This window comes from Sphingomonas oleivorans (genome assembly GCF_003050615.1).
GTDB classification, from domain to species: Bacteria; Pseudomonadota; Alphaproteobacteria; order Sphingomonadales; family Sphingomonadaceae; genus Sphingomonas_H; species Sphingomonas_H oleivorans.
In genome coordinates this window covers 393400-411433 of sequence record NZ_NWBU01000004.1, presented here as the reverse complement: position 1 = coordinate 411433, position 18034 = coordinate 393400, and the positions used below count along the sequence as shown (strand labels likewise).

Sequence of the window (18034 nt, the reverse complement as noted above, 5' to 3'; positions counted from 1 at the left end):
TTATTCCTCCACCGCGATGATCGACACGCGCTGCACGATGTTCTGGGTGAGCTTCGGATTGCGGGAGGTCATCACCGCCTTGTATTGGCGGTTCTGCGCCACCGTCTGGGGATCGGTGTAGGTGATCGACCCCGAATTGCTGTCGGTCAGGTCTGACGATCCCGGCTCGGAGCCCGCGGGGATGGGCTCAAGACCGACCCAGCTCCAGCTGCCCGTAACGGTGAGCGTGGAGACCAGCGCATAGGCGCCGCCATTGATCGAGCGATAGAGTTCGATCGAGCAGCTTCCCGGATCGGCGCCATTGGCGACATGGCCCGTGCCAAGGCCGTCTGGCTGGCCGCCATAGAGGTTCTTTTCGGAGGTGTAGTCGTTCAGCCCCTGCGACGTGCCCGGGAAGCTGTGATGGAAGCTCGCCTGATAGGTGTAGCTCAACGTCACGACAATCGTCCCGCCGTTCGAGCCGAACACGGCCGTTTCGGCCTGCGCGGACGCGCTGGTGTCGGAGGTCGCGGCCTTGGTTGTCAGGACGCCGGCCGACAGCGAACCGCCGAAATATGCGTCGCCATTGGTCTTGAGATAGGCGATCGCGTTCGCCTCGGTGCATTGGCTCACATTGGCGAGGCTTGGCCCGAACCATTCGACGAACTGGTTGCTCGACCCGAACCCGGTTCCTTGCACCTTCATGACGCTTCCGTTGTTGAAGATGATGCGGTTGTTCGCGAGCTCGATCCTCATGCCGCCGTTGGCGGATGCGACGATCGTGTTCGTCGCGAGCGTGCCGTGGATGACGACCCCGCCGCCGACGAGGCTGAGCGCTGGCAGGAGCATCCCGTTCGCGATGTTCGACAGGAAGATACCTTGTGCCGCGATGTCGATGCTCGATGTTCCGTTCTCCGCGCGCATCGACACGACCGCCCGGCCGCCATTCTGGCCCGAGTTGACATCGACCACCCACCAGGCGCCAGTCTTGCCTTCGAGGGTGGCGATGGCCCCTTGCTGCGACTGGACGGACGCTTCCAGATCTCCGGCGCGCGCCTCGACGGTCGTGAGGCGCTGCGAGGTGGCCTGCGAGCTGTCGGCAACGACCTGCGATAGGTCGCTGATGCCCGCCTCGTTCTGGCTGAACTTGGCGCCGAGGATGGAATATTGCTCGGCCACGGCGTTGCGGTCGGTTGTCGCCTGGCTGATGACCTGCGTGACGACCGTCGCGATCGGCTGGCCGTTAAGCGTCGTGCGCGCCAGCATCGCGGCGTTCTGCGTGTCGGCCAGCTGGGCGAGATTGACATAGTTCTCGCCATTAAGGTCGATATCACCGGTGATGCTCTCGACCGGGCGACCGTTGACTTGGGTTCCGGCCGGCGCGCCATTGGTGGCACCGTCCTCGGGCTTGGGGTGCGCCGGATCATCGTCCTTGATGTCGCTCCAGCCGATGTCCCCGATCAGCGGGGCGATCTTTGCCGCGGCGCTCAGCCCTTCGACCGAGAGGGAAAGCGTGCTGGTAGCGTCCCCGACCTCGATCGAGAAATCTTTGAAGAAGCCATAGACGGTGACGCTCTCCAGGCTTTCGTCACCGATCCAGAGCGCGGGCGTCGCGCGCACATTGGCGATACGGCCCGCCACCACGTCGACCGCGGCTGTGTCGATCAGGCCGCGCACGCTCATGCGCTTGGCCCATGCGCGCTCCACCAGCGTCACTTCGCCGAAATCGTCGGTCTCCTTGCGGCTATAGTCCGTGATCGCGGCCGTGGGCGAGGATTCGGTGATGCCCAGCCCGACCAGATGCCCAATGAGCAGGGTGCCGGCCGACACGGTGCCCGATCCCGAGATGGTGACGGTGATGGCGCCAGTCGTCGCCGGCAGGTCGAGGAACGTGACCATCCCCGGCGACGCCGCGAGCGCCTGCGTGCGATCATAGCCCGCCGCCTGCACGCGCACGCTCGCGGCGGTGACGTCCAGCAGGGCGAGCGCGTTGACGGCCGCGAGCGGGTCCAGCGTGACGACGATCGAGCCGGTCGATGCCGACAGGGAGCCGATTGCCTGGTCGAACATGGCCCATCTGTTGGTCGGGCCGATGTCGATCCAGAGGCCGGATGCGCCCGCCGGATCATTGCCGACATTGCCAGCGGCGGCGCTCTCATAGATCCGATGCGTCGCAGTTTTGATCACGCGCGCGCCGAGCGCGTAGGTCGCTGTGTTCGACCATACCGGATAATCTGTTTCCGGGATGGTCGAGGAAATCAGGACCGCGTCGGTAATCGTGGCCGGCTGCAGCAGGCGCAGCGTCGAGGTCCGCTGATCGGGCGCCGGGTCCGTGCCCGGGTCAACGAACGCGCCATCTTCGGCCAGGCCCTCTATGGTGAGCGTGCAATAGCTGACGGGCGGGACGGCGAGGTCCAGTGAGAAATCACGGTAGAAGCCGGTGACGGCGAGGCTGTCGAAGCGATCATCCGCGATCCACTGCGCGGGCGTTGCGCGCAGGGCGGCCAGCTGCCGCTGGATCGCGTCGACATTATCGGTCGGCACCTTGACGCGCACCGACATCTGGCGCGCGAACCCGCGCGGCACGACGGTCGTCACGCCGAAATCATCGGTCTCGCGGCGGCTATAGTCGATAATGCCGATGGTCGGCGCGGCTTCCGTCGCGCCGATATCGATGACGGCGCCGCCGTCGATCACAACCTTCATGCAGCAACCCCTATGCTGATCGCATCGCCGCCGCTCGCGGCCGTCACATTGTCGAGCGTGCGCTTGATCGCGCCGGTGTTGCCCGCGATCGCGGCATGGCCGGAGTTGTTCTCGCTGCGGAGCTGGGCGACCTCGGCGCGCAGCGCCCTGATCTCGCCGACCAAGTCGTCATTCGCCGCTGCGGTCCCGGAGCCGGCCGAGGCGGCGAGGCTCGTCAGGGTGGCATCGCTGCTGCTGCCCGTGATCGAGGGCACGTCGCCGCCAAGGCCGCTGATCGCCGCAAAGGTCGCCTCCAGGCTGGCGGCGGTCTGCGCCCGCACGCGGTCAAGCTCCTGCCGGCTCGTCGCTGCCAGCGCGGCCGCATCGAGCAGCGATTTCGACAGCTGGGGCAGGTTCTTCGCGGCGTCCATGTCGCCGGCGCGGGCAGCCGCGTTCGCGGCGTTGAACTGGCCCATCAGCGTGGCGAAGTTCGCCCCGCCGCCGGCATCACTCAGGCCGCGGATGCGCCGCACCTCGTCCATGATGCTGTCCCCGACCGACGTCCACGCCTCGCGCAGCTGCTCGGCGGCAGCGGCTGCCTTCTGCGCGTCCTGCATCGCCCAGACCTGCTCCTGCAGCGCGCGGTTGCTGACATCGAGCTTGGCGAGCTCGGCGGCGCGGATTGCGGCTGTGTCGCCCTGAAGCTGACGGATCTGGTTTTCCAGGTTCTGGCGCTCGCTCAAAATGTCGGCCGCCGACTTGGCGCCGTCCATGGACTTTTTGAGGTCGGCGAAGGCCGGCGCCAGCTGCAGCAGCGTCGCATAGGTCTGCTGGCCCGCGGCCGTGGTCAGGTCCTGCGCCTCGACGAGGCTGCGGAAGCCGGCGAGCGTGTCGGGCAGGACAAGGCCGAGGCTGCCGAACGCCTTGGCCATCTGCGCGGTCCTGGCCGCCGCCTGCTCCGCGTCCGAATAATAGGCCTCGAAATAGGCATTGGAGGCGTTGACGAAATCGCTGACGCTGTCGAACAGGCCCGAAATCGCCATGTCGATGTCAACGCCCAGCGAGCCCGTCGTGCGACCCAGCAACTGGAAGGTGGCGTCAACCGCTTCGACGGTGGATGCCACGCGCACCAGCGTCTCGAAATAGCCCTCGCCGACCTGCTGGAACCGCTCAAGACCCGGCACGCCCGCCTTCGCCATCTCATCGGCGGCGGCGCCGAACACCGCTTCCAGCTTCTCCTGGATCTCCTCGCCGGTGAGCCCCTGCAGGTCGATCTTGCCCAGATTGACCGTGAAATTGGAAAGACGCTGCTCGACGTCGCCAAGCGCCTGGCCGAGCGGCCCCGAAGCCTGCCCGATCGCCTCGTAAAACTGGCGGATGAGCAGCGTGAACTGGCTTTCGATCTCGGGATCGGCGCCGGTATAGACGGTGCTGTATTTGGTCGACGTGGTCAGGCCGAGGAACCGCTTCTTCCGCTGGACGTCCGAATAATAGGATGCGTCGAAGCCGGACGAGAGGATGTCGCCCACCGATTGGTCGTCGCCATAGAGCCCGCTGCCCACTACCCGCGTCTTGGTGCCGAACAGGCCGCCGATCAGATTGCTGATGCCGCCAAGAACATCGCCGACGATCGGGATTTGCTTGATGAGCCCGCTGAGCGCGACGCCGACCGGGCCGAAGGCGGCAAATGGTCCCATGCTGAGCACCTTGCCCAGCAGGTTGGACTGGAAGCCCTCGGATACGCCCGCGCTGGCATCGATGTTGCCGGTGCGCACGAGCAGCGAGGCGAGCCCGCCGATATTGCTCTCGATCGACCGCAGGCTGCTCAGCATGTCGCGGTTGACGGACAGGGTGACGTCCTCGATCTGCGTCAGCGCGTCGAGCGCGTTCCTGATCGATGCGCTTTGTGCCGAGGTGTCGCCGAGCACCGTACCGCTGCCGTCGTTCGTCGCAGGCAGGTTGTTCTTGCCGCCGCCGAACGAACCGGCAACCGCCACGCCGATGGAGGCGAGCGCGGCGATCGTCGCCGCGCCGGCCGCGAGGTTCAGCGGGAAGGGAAGCGAGGAAATAGCCGACACCACGGCTTCGACAGCCTTGGTCGCCGTCCGCGCGCCGCTCTTCGCGATGGACGAGGCGGTTTCGACAGCATCCTGCGCAATGGCGCGCACCGACAGCGCGAACTCGACAGCGCGGAAAGCCTTTTCGGCTGTTTCCAGTGCCTTGTAGCCGTCGGAGCCTTCCTTGAAGAAGCCCTTAGCGGCAGACGTCATATCGCCATAGAGACCGACCTGCGACGTCAGGGAGCGGGCCGCGAAAAGCGCATTTTCCTGCTGTTCACGCTGCGCGCGGATCTGCTCATCCCGGATCTGGCGGATTTTAAGCAGTTCCGCCTCATGGCTGGAGTCCAAGCGTTCGCGATCGGCGAGATAGCTGGCGAAGGTCGACGCCAAGCCGCCCAGGGCCTCCCCGGCTTTGCCGAAAGCTTCGGCCATCCCATTCGCCGCGATGCTGACGTTGGTTGCGATCGCGTCGAGCAGGTCCGCCTGATAGCGCAGGCTGTCGTTGAAGGCGTCGGCGCGCAGCTGTCGTTGGAGGTCGAGCTCGGCGATCCGGACCTGCTGCGCGATATAGTCTGCGCGCTCTTCTGGGCTGAGATAAGTCCATTTTGATGCCTGCTGCTGCGCCTTCAGAGTCGCAAGGGCCCGAATGCGAGCTGCGTCCGTTTCTCCAATGAGGCGCAACTCTTCCCGCAATTCAGCCAGCCGCTCATTGCCGGCGGCCGAGGAGGTGTTGAATTGCGCTTCCTGCTCCGCCCGGTTCAACTGCTCGCGCGCCTTCCGCTGATCGTCGAGCGCACGCTTTGCTGCCTCAATTTCCTTCGCGTATCCGCGCTGCTGGGACACTTGTAGGGCGGCGAGGAGCGGAAGGTCCGCAATCTGGCCGCGTACCAGATCGGCGGCACGCTCGGCCGGGATCAGGCCGGCCGACACCTGGGCATTGACGCGCTCTTGGACTTGCGCCTGCTCGCGGGTGGCAAGCGCGCCCTTTTCAGCGTCGGAAACGCGCTGGGCGATGGCGAGACGGATCTGCCGCTCGACGGCCGCCTCGACGTCCGCGCGCTGCTTGATCGCCTGGCTTTCCGCCTTCACTCGCGCCTCTGCGATCAGCGCCGCCGCGCCAGACACCTGGTAGGATTCAGCCAGGGCATAGAGGTTGCGGATCTGAGCCTCGGTGGCTGCGGCTTCGCGCGCGAGCTGCTTGGCATGGTTGTCCGCGTTCGGCGTGCGGTCGGCTTTGATCTCCTTGGCCTGCTTGCGAAGCTCATCGAGCTTGTTCGACCGAATTTGCTTCGTCACATCCTCGCCGAAACGGGTCATGGCCGCATCGGCCTCGTTGAAGGCCCCCCTATACGTGTCGCCCACATCCGACAGGATCTCTCTGATCCCCTTTCCGGCGAAGACGTCGCGGACGATCACGCCGATCACGCGGAACGTGCCGACGAACTCGGAATAGAGGGCAGCGAGCGCCTTCCTTCCGATCGTGGTCATGAAATCCAGGGCCTCGCCGAACCATTTCGACATATCGCTGACGCTGATGCCGACCCGCTGCGCGAGAACGTCGAAAGTGGCACCGACCACGTCGCCGGTATCCACCGACACATCCTTAAGGCGCTTGATCTCTTTTTGGGTTAGCCCAAGACTGTTCACCAGCTCCTTGGTATCGACGCCCTTCGACACCGCGCGATCGAAGAGGGCAAATGCGCCGACAGCTGCGGCGGCCACCGCAAGCAGCGGTGCATAGGCCACCGCCAGAAGGCCGACCTCCTTGGCGAGGCCTTTGACACCCCCCTCCGCCATCTGCGCCACCTGCACGATCTGCCCGATCTGGGAGACGAAAATTTGCCCAACAGGCGCGCCCATCGCCCACATGGTGATGACGTCGTTCGCCTGAAACGTCAGCTGGGTGAGTGAACTGCCGGCCCGGCCGCTGGCACGCGCGGTCGCGTCGTGCGCCTGCTCCACCTCGCGCAGGCGACCGATCAGAACCGCCTGCTGTCGCGCATACTCTGCGGGCGCGGTCGCGCCAGCATAATAGAGCCGCGTTGATTCCGCGATTTCCTCGTTCAGACGCTTGGTCGCCGCGTAGAGCGGGTCGGTCGCCGCACGCAGCCGCTCCGCTGCTACGGCGTCAGCCTCTTGGGCTGCATGCGAGGCGCGCACTTGAGCGGCAAGGCGATCATGCTCGGCGGCAAGGCGCGCTGCGGCCCCGGTCGATCGTTGGGCCAACAGGTCTTGGGCGCGGGCCACCTCCTCGGCGCTATGGCCGGCGGCAAGCATCACCCTTTGGGCTTCCTCCATCTCGCGTGTCAGGCGGTCCTGAGCGGCGGCGGCCGGATCGAGCATCTCGCGGAGGCGCTGCAGGGCGACGGCATCACTTGCTGCGGCCGCCTCCTCCGCGCGCATCGCGGCGGCACCTTCGCGGACCCGCGCCTCGAACATCTGATGGGCCCAGGCGGCCTCCCTCACTGCCGTGGCCTCGCGCTCCGCAGCCATGGCCTTTTCTTCCGCTGCGGCCTCGGTTTCCTGCGCGGCGCGGCGAGCGGCGGCGAGCTCCTGATTATAAAGCTCCGCTTCCTGGGCGCGAAGACGGGCCGCCAGATCAGTGTTGTTCGCGAGGGCGGCCGCGACCGCCAGCTCTTCGACCTTCATCGCGCGAAGCTCGGCTCGCGTCTTTCCGAAGGCCGCATTCTGGCGCTCAAGCTGCGCCACCAGCCGCTCGCCGGCCCTCTCGATCTTGGCGGCATCCCGCGAAATTGCCTGCTCCGTGCGAGTATAGGCGTTGCCAAACGAGGTGATCTGGGCAGTCGCACCGCCCAAGCTGATCATGTTGCCGGTGGCGCGCTCGATCTTCGCCGCCTCGGCAACGACACGTGCCTCGGTCGTGTCCATCGCGGCCTGGAGTTGGCGCAGCGTCTCGAACGAGCCTTCCGTGTCGATTGCGAAGCCAACTTCAAGAGTCGGGCTGCCGTCGTCCATGCCGGCGTCCTTTCCACATAAGGAAAGGGCGGTCCCGCAGGGCCGCCCTCGAATGAAATCTGAAGATGGAAGGGTGACCCAAATGGCCGCCGGGACCAGGCCCCTGTCGTCGCTCGCTAGAACTTCGCGGCGGGGAAGCCGCTAAACGGCGCTGGGTCGCATTTGCCGTCCCGGGACGAGGAGCTGCCGCTCATCGACATGTCGTAATGCCATTCGCCGGACTGGCGGCTGACAACCGATCGCTCCTCGAGATCGCCTCTGTAGTCGGGTCTCTTGTCGATCAGCCTTAGCTCGCCGGTGGTGGCTTCGCCCATCTTCCACACGCGATCGCAACTATCGGAGCAGGCCTCTCCTTTGGCGAGATCGACCCTATATCTAACCGTCTGCGTCTTCGAGACGCAGACGAGGTCAAACTGATCGGCGGCCATTCCGGGCGTGGCCAGCGTGACGGCGAGGAACGCGATTGCACGCATCATTTCTTCCTCAACAGATCAACCATGCCGATCATATCGACAGCGCCGGTCATGTCGATGAAGCCGTGATCCTGCACCACCTTCGAGAACGCCCGCTCCCCAGGCATCGACGAGACGACGACCTCGATGCGCTTCCCGTCGACGACATAGGGGTCGATTTCCGCCCCTTGCTTGACGTCGGTCAAGAAGCGGGCGCCTACCTCTCTATATTTCACCGTCGCGAAGACGTGCTTGCCGTGAATGAGCACATACTGCTCCGGGCCATGCACGATGATCGACGCGTAGGGGGTGGGGCCGAAGAAGGCCTGGTGCACACCAGCCGGGATTGGGTGCGACTGCCCATCGGCGGGCTTATTGATGCCGTAATAGGTGCCGCTGGCGGTCTCGAAGGACCAGAGCAGCCATCCGAAATGCTCCGCCAGCAGCGTCGCATAGTTGCCCGGCGAGACCTCGTGCTCCTCGCCGATCGTCCACCGCGTCCGAATCATCCGCCCACCCCTGCTAGGGAGGATGGTAGCGCGGATGCCTACCCAAGCACCATCCGCAACCGCGCGACTTCGACCTCTTTCTCGCGCTCGGTGACCTCTGCGCGCCAGGGTGCCGGGCAATTCTCGCTCTCAGCCCGACGGCTCTCGGCCAGATATTCGGTCGACAGCGACCGCAGCAGGCGCGATTGCCAAGGTTCAAGGTCGATGCTGGTGCGGTTGCACCAGGCATCAATGCTTTGCCAGCTGATCGGCCCGCGGCCCATGCCGGCCTCTTCCGTCAAGCCTATTTCGACCAGCCACGTAATCAGGTGTGGCGCCGGATTGGGCGGCATCCGCGGGGTGATCTTGTCCCGCTTCATCTGCTCAATCCGGCTTAGCGCGGGCGGCCGATCCTTCGCCTCCGCCCGCTTCGTTCCCTCGGGCGGCTTGGGCGTGGCATTGAGCCACGCCATCTGCCGCACATAAAGCGTCAGTTCCCGGCCGAGCCGGGCTTGAAGTTTCCCCAGTCTCTCAGCGCCTTCAGCACCTGCTGGGCCATGAAGCCGAGCTTTGCATCAGCATAGAAGGCCCGGAACAATTCCTGCCCCGGCTTGCCCTCCGCCGGAGGGTAGGTGAAATTCTCGAAGGCGACGGTGATCGCCGCCAGATCCTCAGCCTGCTCGGCGGCGCGCTGCTCGGGCGGAGCAACGGAAACCTTGCCGTCATTGTCCTGCATGCGCTTGACCGCGCGATTGGTCTGACGTGCCTCGACCGCCGAAAATTGCGTCGAGCCGGGGCCGAAGACGACAATGCGAACGGGCTTGCCGTTGGAATAGAGATATTCGCCGTCGGCGCCCTTGAGGTGGATGGCAGCCGTGTCCGCCACGGCCTGAGTCGTGATATCGAGCATTTTTCGTCCTTTCGCGGGAAGGTGCACCAGCCTGCCGCGGCGCCCGCGATGTCCGGGGCAGGCTGATGCGCAGTGACCGGCTCAAGCGCCGGAAGCTGGGGAGATCAGGAGGCGGCCTTCACGACCTTCGTGTTAATTTCGATGGTCGGATTGGCCATGATGATGCTGTCGGCGCCGCCCACATTTTCCGGATAGCCGAACACGCGCCCCTGGAAGTAGCGCTTCTCGCCGCCGGGATAGGTCACCTTGAACGAATAGAGCGCGTTGTTCGCCGGGTCTGCGGCGGTGCGCAGCAGCGTCTGGCCGGCGTCGGTGTCGCTGTGCGCGAGCGCCGGCTGCAACGAGCCATAATCGGTCGATCCCTTGTGCTTTTCCTTCGGCCCATTGAGCGGTTGGAACTCGACCTTGTTGGTGGTCGCGCCGATGGTGCCGATCTGCTCGATACCGCCGATTTCGGTATAGGTCAGCGCGGCGTAGCCCGTGCTGTCCTGGGTAGCTGGAGCCGCAGCCGAGATCGCAATCGTCGTGCCCGCGGCAGTCGTGGAAGCCATGGTATTTCTCCTGTGTGGCGAGCCGGATCATCCGGCGGGAAACGTCCGCGCGGGCGGACGAATGGGTCAGGCGGGGGCCTTGGCGGCCTTGGCCTCGTCGGCGGTGGGCTTGCGGGCCAGGCCGGCCGCCTGGTAGTTGGTAAAAGCGCCTTCGCTGATCGGCGCCACGGCTTCGGCCTTGAACTTCTCACCGGTGCCGGCGTCGCCGAAATCCCTGATGATGAAGGCGCTCACCTTCTTCTGGTCGGTCATGATGGTGCTCCTGCTCAATCTTCCGCGTCCCAACTGACCCGGAAATCCTGTGTCCTCGCGAAGATGTCGCCGGGGCCGTTCAGGTCTGGGCCCATGCCGGCGGTGAGGATGGAAACATTGCTGCCACCGCCCAACGCGCCCGTTCGGCCCGCGCAGCATTTGCGCACCAGGGCGATGACGGCTTTGCGGTCGCGATGGCTGGCCGCGTGCACGGTGACGGACACGCGATCGGTGCGCCGAACCAGCGGCCCGCGCGTGAGCGGCTGCCGGTCTACGGAACTGACGGTGCGCACCAGCAGCGCAGGCAAGCCGACGCCTTCGGGCAAGCGGCCTGCCTTGATCCGATCAGCCGGCACCAGCTCGGTCAGCTGCGCGTCAGCCGTCAGCAGGGCACCCACAATGTCGGTTCCCTCCAGCGCGCTCACGCCTCGTCCCCTTCGTCCTTGCCGGTGATCCCGCCCTTGGAGACGCGGGTCGAGATATAGTGCTGCGCCGCCGTGACAGCCTCGGCCTCCTTGATGTCGAGCGCAGGGCGGAGAAACGGATGCCGCTGGGCGCCGGGATGCCAGACGGTGGAGCCGACGAACTGGCCGTTGATGACCAGCGAACCTTCCTTCGCCAAGCGATTGACCCGCCCGACGCTCATGCCGGCGCGCTGGCTATCATCCACCGAGATGAAGTGCGGATCGGTGCCATATTCGAGCCAAGGCGCGATGTAGGCGCCGAGCCCTTTCACCTGGACCTTGGCAATGATCCGGTCCGCTTCACGCTGGGTCGCAACCTTGATTGCGGCCGACACCTCGTCGGAGATGGATCGATCTTTCGCCTCATCAGCCACCACGTTCGCCGCTGCGCGCGCAGCACCGCGCAGCACGCGATTAGCCAGCTCCTCCGGCAGTTTGGCGATGAACGAGCGAACCTCGCGCTTGCCGCGCACGGTGGGCATCAGGCCGGGTTCCCGGCCGGTCGATATTCCTCGGCCATCATCTCCAGCCCCTCGCGCCGGCCGAGCTCGACGGGACCGGCCACGATCTGCATGACGCGCGTGCCGTAGAGGATGCGCATGTCCGACGTGATGTCCTCGCGGTAGCGGATGCGGATGCGCGCGGGCCTGTTCACGATCGTCAGCCCATCGGCCAGGCGCTCAGCGCGGCTGGGCAGCACGTCGCGGACCTGGGCCCAGACAGTGCAGACCGGCGCCCAGATGCCCGAGCCTGCGTCGTCAAAGCCCTCGCCGGTGACCGGACGCTCGAACGCGATGCGCCGGTCCAGATCATCTGCCTGCAGCAGAACCGGGCGGCGCATCAGACGGCAATCACGCGCAGATCCTGCAGCAGCCAGAGCACCGGCTGCGGCAGGTCACCATCGCCGCCGGCGCGATCTCGATACCAGGCGCCGACGAGCACGCGGATCGCCTGTCCGACGAGGATCAGATCATCCTCGCCAAGCGGGTGATCCGGATCAGCGTCGATCTTGCGCCCCATATGCGTCTCGCAGCGCCGCTGGGCGGCGCGCAACATCGTCGTCAGCAGCGCATCTTCGATGGTGTCGTCGCCGAGCCGCAGGTGCAGCTTGATATCGGCGAGCGAAACCAGATCGGTCACGCGCCCAGGCTCTTGGCATAGGCGACGGCGACCGGATTGGTGTCGACGAGTCCGAATGCCTCGGCCGCCGCGGCTTCATCGGGCGACAGGGCGACGACATCGTTCGGCTGATGGCCGCCATGCGCGACCAGAACGCGCGCGTCGACCAAAGCGCTGGCGGGCACCGGAGGCGCCGGATTGGACTGATCCGCCCCGTCACTCGGGACAGGGTCCGTCGGGGAGGCATCGGCGGCCGTCGCCACGGGCGCGGTGTTCGTCGGCTCGGCCGGGGCGCTGGCGGGCACCGGCCGGCGGCGGGAAGTAGGTTCGTTCATGGGATCCTCGCAGAAAAATGGCCGGGGCGCGGAGCCCCGACCAGTCGGGGGAGGGACTCTTAGGAGGCGGCGTTCTGGTAGGCCTTCACCGGTGCGCCGGCGCTGACCAGCTTGCCATCATGGCGCGACCAGGCGAGGAAACCGATCTGGCCCTTCTTGACGAAGGCGCTGTCGTCGAAGCGGAACAGCGTGACCTGCATGATGTCGCGGATCAGATACTGCTTCATGTCGCCGAACAGGATCGACTTGGCATTCGCCGCCATGACCGGCATCGCCTGGTTGATCTTGTAGCGATAGCTGAGGATCGTGTCCGGCTCCTTGGTCGACACGCCCGGAACCCACAGCGGCCGGCCGTCGGCGTCCTTCAGCTTCTTGAGGCCGCGCAGGGTGGTGTCATGGAACATGAAGCCCACGCCCGGCATCTCGCGATAGGCCGGATCGACCGAATGCTCGAGGTCGACGAGATCATCATAGATGACGTTCGCCGCTTGCCCGCTCGCGCCGACCTTGCCGACAGAGGAGGCGGTGACGATTCCCTGCGGCTGGCCGGTGCCCGTGCCGGTCGTGAAGTGCTTGTTGGTGATGCGCGCAATGCGGGTTGCGGCAGCGCGGCGGATGAATGCCTCGATATCCATGCCGGGGCCCTGATCCTGCAGCAGCTCGAACGGCACGGTGAACACCTTGGAGCTATACTTGTAGGCGCCGATCTGGGTGGTGCCGAACGTGACGTCCTGATCTGTGGCCGACTGGTTTTCGGCGACGATTTCACCTTCAATGGCGGTCTCGTCGACCGTCGGCCACGGAATCGGATTGCCGCCCGACGTCTGGATGACGGTCGCGACATCGCGGATGCCACCGAACGCGGCCAGGGCTTCGAGCAGTTCGCCGCCCCAGCCGGTCGGCACGAGATAGCCGCCGGCGGCGCCGGTGCCGATGGACTGGGCATTCTGGACCTGTCCGACACGCAGGGCATCGTAATCCTCGCGAGTCATGCCGCGCTCGCCGTTCAGGATGAACGTGCGGAACGCCGCATTGTAGCGATCGGCCTGCTCCCGCTGCTCGGGCGTCAGGTTCGAGCGCTCGCGCTCGCGCTGCTCGGCGCGCGCGCCGTCGAGCTGCTGATCGCCATCAATTTTGGCCTGACGCTCCAGGCGCTCGATCTGGGAATCGATACGGTCGATCTCGGCATAGATGTCGTCGACCTGCTTCTCGACATCCTTCGACCACTTGTCGCCGGTGTTGGTGTCGAGCAGGTTGCGGGCCTCGGCCGCCTTCGCGGCGCGCTGGTCCCGAAGCGCTTTGATCTTCATGGTAGGGTTCTCCAACAAAAAAAGCCCCGCTTCAGCAGGGCCATGCAGGCGCGCGAGGGACCGCTACGCCGTTCGTTCGTACAGCCGGAGGCGCGACAGCATGCGCTGGCGGGCCGCGTCGTCCGGCTGTGCATCGGTGAGCGCCTGGGGCGCGTTCTGGTATACGGCGAGGTTGTAGGCCTGCGCCTTTGCCGCCGGCGCCGTCTCAAGCACGGCATCGGCAAAGCCATTCTCCACCGCCTCCTGGGCGCTGAACCACGTCTCCGCCTTCATCCAGGCGGCGATCTCGGCGTCTGTCTTGCCCGTCTTGCCGGCATAGCCCTCGCGCAGCGTGGCATCGATCTTGTCGAGCAGGCCGGCGGTCGTGCGCAGTTCATCGGCATTGCCCAGCATGAACGTCCAGGCGTTGTGGATCATGTAGAAGCCGCCATCGGCGATCTCGACGCGATCCGCGGCCAGCGACAGCGCGGTCGCGGCCGAGGCGGCGAGGCCGTCGATTTTGGCGGTCACCGTCGCCTTATGCTCGGACAGCGCGGTCATCATCGCGCGCGCCTCGAACACGTCACCGCCCGGGCTGTTGATCCTGAGCAGGATCTGATTGGCATCGATCCCCGCCAGGACACGCGCGAACTCGGCTGCCGACACGCCCCAATAGGGATCGATCGTGTCATAGACATAGATCGTCGCGACATCGTCGGCCGTTTCAGCGCGGATGCCGGCGCCTTTGCCGCTATTGTCGCGGATCAGATTAAGCAGCTTGCGATTGATCATCGTCGTCCTCGTCATCGAGCGGCGGACCGCCATTGTGGCCGGGCCCGGCGGCAGGCTGCTCGGTCGGGCGATAGACTTCGTCGCCGCCGGGGATCGGCGGCAGGTTCTTGAGCCGGCGGACCTCGTTGATGGTCATGAAGCCGGGAAGCTGATTGCCGCCGAGGGCGATGCGGAAATATTCGCCCTGCGACTTGATATCGCCCTGCATCAGGCCATCGGGATCGAACTCAATGAAATATTCCGACCGGCGATTGCCGATCGACGGGAACAGCTTGCGGTTGAGCTCGCGCTGGAAGCGGACGAGATGCGGGCGAAGCGTATAAGTGACGAAGCCGATGCCGAGCTGTTCGATACCAGTGCCCCAGCTCGTCGTTCCGTCCACCTCGCCGATCATGTGCGGGGGGCAGCCGAAGATCCGGGCGATATCGATCGACGAATATTTGAGCAACTCGAGGAGCTGTGCATCCTTCGCCGAGATGGTCAGCCGCTTCCATTCGCCGCCCTCGGCGAGGATCAGCGGATTGTGCGCGTTGGTGATGCCCTGGTTGCGCTGGCGGACATATTCGCGAAACTGCTCGCGCTGCTCGGCGGTCAGCTTGTTCGGAAAGTGGAAATAATCGTTGGTGAGCAGCCCGCGTTCGAACTGGCCGGCGGTATAGTCGCGCGTCGCGATTCCGACGCCGATCGACATGGCATGATAGCTGATCGGCGACATGGCGGTGAGGCGCCGCCGCTGCCGGCCAGGACCTGCGAAGTGGAGCACATAGGAGGCTTCGTGATCCTCGGTCGTGCCGTCTTCGTTGGTGAAGCGGTAATAGATCGAGATGCCCGAGCGGAAGGGACGAACATCGTCCGGATGATAATAGTCGATCGCGGTGATGGTGCCGTTGCGGGCCTGCCGGATCAGGCCATAACTATTGCCGCTGAGCAGCGCCCCCATGGTGACGAGCTCGATAAGCTGCGCGCCGGACATTTCGTCGTTCGGCTCGTCACGTAGCAAACGGGCATAGGGATGATCGTCGGCCCGCTCGCGCCCGCCATCCGCCGTGCGTCGATAGATGTTGAGCGGCAAGCTCATGATCGCGCCCGAGATAAGCGTGACGCAGCGCCAGACAGCGGCTGTCCGCATCGCCGTATCGGGCGAGACGGAAACCCCGGCCGCCATTTGGGAGCCACCAAACCATTCGAACACCGAGGCGTCCCCGGCGATCACCGGTACGCTGTCGACGGCTGCTCGGGGCGATGCTGCCGCCTGTCCGGTCACCCGCCGTTCCGCCGCGGCGCGGGCGCCGGCCGAGAGCGAGCCGCTATAGTCAGTCGGAATTGTCAGCCGCGAGGTCGACGAAGAACTCATCATGCGTCTCCTTCGCCTGCTCCAGCGGGACATTGTCTGCGGCGCCGACGCCCATCGCGATCGTGACCAGGCCGTCGATGCGGCCGCGCGAGCGCTTCTTGTCGAAGGCCCGGTTCTTCTGTCCGTCGCTGATGAGCGCCGCGTTCGCCGCGCAGCTATAGGTGACCGGCGAATCGTCGATCACGATCGTCTTTTTCAGAATCCGGTCTTCCGTCCGCTCGACCGAGCGCGGCATGCAATATTGCCGGTCCTCGAACATCACGCGCGTTCCCTGCGCGTGCGGCACCATCTTGAGGCCCTGTCCTTCCGGCTCCTTCGGTCCCCGATAGCGCCAGGCTGGGAAACCGATTTCCTCGCAGGCGGCCTCGAAGTCAGCGATCTGCGCTGTGTCGAACACCAGCTCCACGACATTATGCCCGGCTGCGAGCTCGGCGACCTTTGCGGCGATGAACGTCTTGTCGATCGTCGCGCCATCAACCGCAGTCAGCCAGCCTTCTTCGACCCATTGTTCATAGGGCGCCTGATCGGCCTTGGCGCGATCAGGCAGGCCAACCTTGGTCGTCCAGTACCAGGTCTTCTGCCACAGCACGCCCGCGCCATCGCGCCATGTCGCGGTCAGCGCGGTCAGATCGTTCTTCTGACTGAGGTCCAGAGATAGCCAGCACGGGCAGCCTTTGAGCGCCGCAATGGTCTCGTCATCAATGACGTCGAGCACGGCTGCCCAATCGTCTTCGTTGATCCAGAAATCGGCCGCGCCGGTCGGGATGCCGAAATAGAGCCGTTTGACGCTGGACGCGGTCGACAGCCGCGTCTGCGCCGTCACCACCTCCTCGCGGATATTCGTGATCGGATAGGTGATACCCAGCGCTGGCAGCGCCTTGGCCCAGCAGGATTCGTTCGCGAACACCGTCTCGCGATCGGCCTTGTCGACCCGAGCGATGAAGCTGAAGGCGCTATCGTCCTTCACCTCGCCCTTGGCGATCGCCTGATAGCTGCCAGAATAGGACGTCCCGACGAGCTGCGCAGACGCTGGCGTGTTGGTGCCCAGGATCATCATAGCGTCGCCCGCGATCTTCGTTATCGCGCGCCGCCAGAGCTCGATTTGCGTGTCGACCTTGAACTCGTGGATCTCGTCGGCCAGCACCATGCGCGGGCGTGGACCGGACTGGGTTTCGCCGCCAGCGAGTGCCTTGAATATGGACTTCGTACTCGGGTGCTCGATTTTCCAGGCGTTATCGCCCTCGCCGCGGATGATGACCTCGCCGATCTCCTCCAGCGTCTCACCTTCGTCGCGATCGGGGATTTGCGCCCGGCACATGGCGACCGCGTCCTTGAAGAGGACGTTTGCCGTGTTCTTGTCGGCGGCGATCGAATAGACCTGCGATCGGGCGAAGCCGCACCAACCCATGGCATAGAGCCCGAGTCCCGCCATTAGCGGGGATTTTGCCTGTCCCTTTCCTGTCTCGATCCAAGCCGATCTGAAGCGCCAGCGCCCTTCAGCGTTGACCCAGCCCATCAGCGAGCCGGCGACGAACACATGATAGGGCAGCAGATGGAACGGCTTCCCGGCCGCCGGCCCGTCCGTGATCGTGAACAGCGCCGGAAAGAAGTCGATAACCCGCTGCGCCTTCTCCGGGCGCCAGAACAATCCCCGCTTCTCGCCGTCGCGCAGATCGCGGAGATGCCGCTCCGCTGCGTAACGGACCAGCTCGCCGACGACGAACTCGCCGCGGACCGCCGCCTGCGCCCAAGCCGTGACCGGATCGAGCGGCTCAGCCCGTCCGCGGCTTGAGGAACGCATCTGCGCCCGTGGTGCGCGTCACCTTCTTGGCCACCTTGCCGACGCCATTGCGCCGACGCGGCGACAGGCCGAGTTCGGCTTCGAGTGTGGCCGCGTCATTGGCCGCCTCACGCATCGCCTGGAAATGCGGGCTGAGCCGCGCGATGGCTCGCGGGCTGCCCCGCTTCGGCTTGAGCACCGCCCCGCTGTCTGCCACCTCGCGCGAGCAGCGATCATAGATCACATAGGCAAGCACAAGCCGCTGAATGGCGTGGCCATTTGATGGCGACAGCAGGTCGCGATCGCGCATCTCGACCGTGACCCGGCGCCAGTGCTGCTTGGCCACCTCGATTTCCAGCGGATCGCTGAGCAACAGCGACCAAACTGGCTCCTCGACGATCAGTCCGGTGCCCTCAATCACGTTCATAGCACATCACCCCCTTCGGGGGTGCCCCGAACTTTTATCCTCAAAACTACTCGCGGAGCACATGGAGGGCGGGGTCGGTGTCCGCCGCCGCGGCCTCACAGACTTTTGCCCCCCCCGGGGG

Annotated in this window: 18 protein-coding genes; all 18 read right to left on the bottom strand. The window is 65.3% G+C overall.

Annotated elements, in window-relative coordinates:
* The gene (locus CLG96_RS02150; RefSeq protein ID WP_107966201.1) at window positions 1-2685 is read right to left on the bottom strand and encodes a DUF1983 domain-containing protein; all 2685 of its coding nucleotides are present in this window, start codon (window positions 2683-2685) and stop codon (window positions 1-3) included.
* Window positions 2682-7700 carry a coiled-coil domain-containing protein gene (locus CLG96_RS02145; RefSeq protein ID WP_107966200.1) on the bottom strand — a complete coding sequence of 1673 codons (5019 nt, stop codon included), beginning with the start codon at window positions 7698-7700 and terminating at the stop codon, window positions 2682-2684. The genes CLG96_RS02150 and CLG96_RS02145 overlap by 4 nt, the downstream gene beginning before the upstream one ends.
* 116 nt (window positions 7701-7816) lie before the next feature.
* Window positions 7817-8176 carry a hypothetical protein gene (locus tag CLG96_RS02140; RefSeq protein WP_107966199.1) on the bottom strand — a complete coding sequence of 120 codons (360 nt, stop codon included), beginning with the start codon at window positions 8174-8176 and terminating at the stop codon, window positions 7817-7819.
* Window positions 8173-8661, bottom strand: a complete 489-nt coding sequence (locus CLG96_RS02135) for a hypothetical protein (RefSeq protein ID WP_107966198.1) — start codon at window positions 8659-8661, stop codon at window positions 8173-8175. The genes CLG96_RS02140 and CLG96_RS02135 overlap by 4 nt, the downstream gene beginning before the upstream one ends.
* 38 nt (window positions 8662-8699) lie before the next feature.
* Window positions 8700-9113 (bottom strand): phage tail assembly chaperone, encoded by a 414-nt coding sequence (locus CLG96_RS02130; protein ID WP_243395567.1) that lies wholly within the window; start codon window positions 9111-9113, stop codon window positions 8700-8702.
* Window positions 9114-9130: 17 nt separating this feature from the next.
* Window positions 9131-9550 carry a hypothetical protein gene (locus tag CLG96_RS02125; protein WP_107966196.1) on the bottom strand — a complete coding sequence of 140 codons (420 nt, stop codon included), beginning with the start codon at window positions 9548-9550 and terminating at the stop codon, window positions 9131-9133.
* 104 nt (window positions 9551-9654) lie between these two features.
* Window positions 9655-10101: a hypothetical protein gene (locus tag CLG96_RS02120; protein ID WP_107966195.1), complete on the bottom strand. Its 447-nt coding sequence runs from the start codon at window positions 10099-10101 to the stop codon at window positions 9655-9657.
* Between the two features lie 66 nt (window positions 10102-10167).
* Entirely contained in the window at window positions 10168-10353 is a 186-nt protein-coding gene (locus tag CLG96_RS02115) for a hypothetical protein (protein ID WP_107966194.1), read from the bottom strand.
* Between the two features lie 14 nt (window positions 10354-10367).
* Entirely contained in the window at window positions 10368-10778 is a 411-nt protein-coding gene (gp17, locus tag CLG96_RS02110; protein WP_165799487.1) for a tail completion protein gp17, read from the bottom strand.
* Complete coding sequence (locus CLG96_RS02105; RefSeq protein ID WP_243395566.1) at window positions 10775-11299, bottom strand: HK97 gp10 family phage protein; 525 nt, start codon at window positions 11297-11299, stop codon at window positions 10775-10777. Before CLG96_RS02105 ends, gp17 begins: the two co-directional genes overlap by 4 nt.
* Window positions 11299-11658 (bottom strand): phage head closure protein, encoded by a 360-nt coding sequence (locus CLG96_RS02100; RefSeq protein WP_107966192.1) that lies wholly within the window; start codon window positions 11656-11658, stop codon window positions 11299-11301. The genes CLG96_RS02105 and CLG96_RS02100 overlap by 1 nt, the downstream gene beginning before the upstream one ends.
* Entirely contained in the window at window positions 11658-11957 is a 300-nt protein-coding gene (locus CLG96_RS02095; protein ID WP_165799486.1) for a head-tail connector protein, read from the bottom strand. Before CLG96_RS02095 ends, CLG96_RS02100 begins: the two co-directional genes overlap by 1 nt.
* A complete protein-coding gene (locus tag CLG96_RS02090) occupies window positions 11954-12271 on the bottom strand; it encodes a hypothetical protein (RefSeq protein WP_107966190.1) in 318 nt (105 codons plus the stop codon). Before CLG96_RS02090 ends, CLG96_RS02095 begins: the two co-directional genes overlap by 4 nt.
* Window positions 12272-12330: 59 nt before the next feature.
* Window positions 12331-13581 carry a phage major capsid protein gene (locus CLG96_RS02085; protein ID WP_107966189.1) on the bottom strand — a complete coding sequence of 417 codons (1251 nt, stop codon included), beginning with the start codon at window positions 13579-13581 and terminating at the stop codon, window positions 12331-12333.
* Between the two features lie 63 nt (window positions 13582-13644).
* Window positions 13645-14352, bottom strand: a complete 708-nt coding sequence (locus CLG96_RS02080) for a head maturation protease, ClpP-related (RefSeq protein WP_107966188.1) — start codon at window positions 14350-14352, stop codon at window positions 13645-13647.
* Complete coding sequence (locus tag CLG96_RS02075) at window positions 14330-15709, bottom strand: phage portal protein (protein ID WP_165799485.1); 1380 nt, start codon at window positions 15707-15709, stop codon at window positions 14330-14332. Before CLG96_RS02075 ends, CLG96_RS02080 begins: the two co-directional genes overlap by 23 nt.
* On the bottom strand, window positions 15666-17507 hold the full coding sequence (locus CLG96_RS02070) for a terminase large subunit (protein ID WP_107966186.1): 1842 nt from the start codon (window positions 17505-17507) through the stop codon (window positions 15666-15668). The genes CLG96_RS02075 and CLG96_RS02070 overlap by 44 nt, the downstream gene beginning before the upstream one ends.
* Window positions 17479-17913 (bottom strand): P27 family phage terminase small subunit, encoded by a 435-nt coding sequence (locus CLG96_RS02065; protein WP_107966185.1) that lies wholly within the window; start codon window positions 17911-17913, stop codon window positions 17479-17481. Before CLG96_RS02065 ends, CLG96_RS02070 begins: the two co-directional genes overlap by 29 nt.
* Window positions 17914-18034 lie beyond the last annotated feature (121 nt).